Source organism: Streptomyces sp. NPDC051051, from assembly GCF_040682975.1.
In the GTDB taxonomy this organism is placed as follows: Bacteria; Actinomycetota; Actinomycetes; order Streptomycetales; family Streptomycetaceae; genus Streptomyces.
Window position 1 is genome coordinate 1 of sequence record NZ_JBFBCB010000148.1, and the last position, 1,375, is coordinate 1,375.

Genomic DNA, 1,375 nt, shown 5'->3' on the forward strand with positions numbered 1-1,375 from the left:
AGGTCGCCGAGCAGGCTGCCGGGAACGTGCGGGCGGTGCGGGGCATCGGCGTCCCGGTACTCGTCCCGCAGACCCAGCTGATGCGTCAGCTCGTGCACCAACTGCACCGGATCGGCATCCGCCCACCACGACACCTGGTCCATCGCCCGGTCCCGGCCCACCAGATCCACCGTCAGATGCGGCGAACCGGCCGGGTCGACGTATTCCACCGTCACGTGCAACCGGTCACCGTTCGGCAACCGGTAACCGGGATCGTTCAGGAACTGGGCCACGCCCGCGTCGAGCCGCTCGCGCACCCGCGCGCCCTGCTCCCCCGTGCCACGGAACGCGACCCTGACGGTCAGGTCGGTGACGGGATCACCGGCGTGCGTGAACCGGCGGGCGTCGAAGCCCGACCGCACCACGAATCGCGGACGGCCGTCACGCGCACCTTGCGGCAGCGGCAGGACCTGCCCGTTCACGGTTTCTTCGGTCTGCTGGTCGCCGGTGCTTCCCTGTGGGAGTCGGGGGCGGGCCTCGCCGGTGGGGGCGGGTTGCTGGATGCTGTCGCCGCGGTTGTTCGTCCCCACGCTGGTGGCGAGCTGGGCGAAGTCGCCCAGCACACCCCACCGGCCCTTGTCGGCGGGCAGCAGGGCACGCAGGCGACCGTCCTGCGGCAGATGCGCGTCCAGCAGGGCCTTGTACGCGTTGTACGACCTCGCCGTGTACGCCGGGTCCGTCACCGCCCGACCCCGATGGTCGTTCGTCACCGCGATGGACGCCAGATCCATCAGGTACGTGTCGAACAGGTCCGTGACGTCCTTCGCCTTGGCACCCTGCACACCCACCCGCGCACGCTGCTCCAGCACCCGCGCCATCTCCACCACCGCGTCACGGTAAATACCGTGCCGGATCGACTCCGGCAGCGCCGCCATGATGTGATCCGCCTGACCCGAACCCACCGTGTTCATGAAACGCGGCGTCTTCAACGACTCCAGACCCGGCACCTGGAACGGCATCCCCGCGAACAGATCCTCCTCCTTCGCGATGTTCCCGTTCCGCGAGGCCAGCGGATGCAGAGCGATCTCATGCGCCAACATGCCCATGACGTAACCGGTGTCGTACTTCTCGAAGTAGTAACTCGCCAGGTTGATGTCGACACCCTCGGCACCCCGGTCGACCACATCGGCCGGCGCCTCCGTCGTCCGCAGACGCAACGTGACACGCACCGGACGACCACCGACGTAGTCCCTGATCGTGGCGTGCTCGTCGAGCAACTCGACGATCCGGGCCGCCTTCTCGACATACCGGTCCGTCTGATTCAAATTCGTGAACTCGAAATTCCCCAACTTGAACGGACGCAGCACCGGCCCCGGCGGCACCGGCACCACATCCG

Annotated in this window: 1 protein-coding gene; it reads right to left on the bottom strand. The window is 67.9% G+C overall.

Annotated elements, in window-relative coordinates; genetic code table 11:
- On the bottom strand, positions 1-1,304 hold a 1,304-nt coding region (locus AB0N31_RS36530), incomplete at its 3' end, for a hypothetical protein (RefSeq protein ID WP_366062845.1).
- Positions 1,305-1,375: the final 71 nt, after the last annotated feature.